Genomic DNA, 611 nt, shown 5'->3' with positions numbered 1-611 from the left:
GCTTTCCGCCCTGATCTGGAGAAGGCTCTGGCCTATTCAGACAGGATCAAAGGCGGCCGTCCCCCGTTCATCCGGTACTGATGTTCAAGATCCTGGTCATCCAGACCCTGAACAATTTGTCCGACGAACGGACGGAGTATCTCATCAACGACCGCCTGTCGTTCATGCGCTTCCTTGGTCTGGGACTGTCAGATAGGGTGCCCGATGCCAAAACGGTCTGGCTGTTCCGTGAGCGTCTGACTGAGGCTGGCGCCGTCCAGAAGCTGTTCGAGCGCTTTGACGCCACCCTGCGTAACGCCGGTTATCTGCCGATGTCCGGCCAGATCCTGGATGCGACATTGGTAGCGGCTCCAAAGCAGCGCAATACGAACGCTGAAAAAGCGGATCTCCGGGCAGGACGTATTCCTGAAGACTGGCAGGACAAACCCGCAAAGTTGTCGCACAAGGATCGTCATGCGCGCTGGACACTGAAGTTCACCAAAGCGAAGCGGCAGGATGACGGGACGATCCCAGCCACGGACCTCGCCATTCCGTTCTTGGGCTACAAGTCCCATGTTTCCATCGATCGGAAATTCCGGTTCATCCGAAAATGGAAGACAACGGATGCCGCC

Annotated in this window: 1 pseudogene; it reads left to right on the top strand. The window is 57.1% G+C overall.

The features are described from left to right. Positions 1-611 (top strand): annotated as a pseudogene (locus tag GOX01_RS12785) (transposase); the annotation flags it as partial.

Origin of the sequence: Gluconobacter oxydans (genome assembly GCF_006539685.1) — a bacterium.
GTDB lineage: Bacteria > Pseudomonadota > Alphaproteobacteria > Acetobacterales > Acetobacteraceae > Gluconobacter > Gluconobacter oxydans.
The sequence above is the reverse complement of the archived record's forward strand: the minus strand, read 5'-3'. Positions and strand labels throughout refer to the sequence as shown.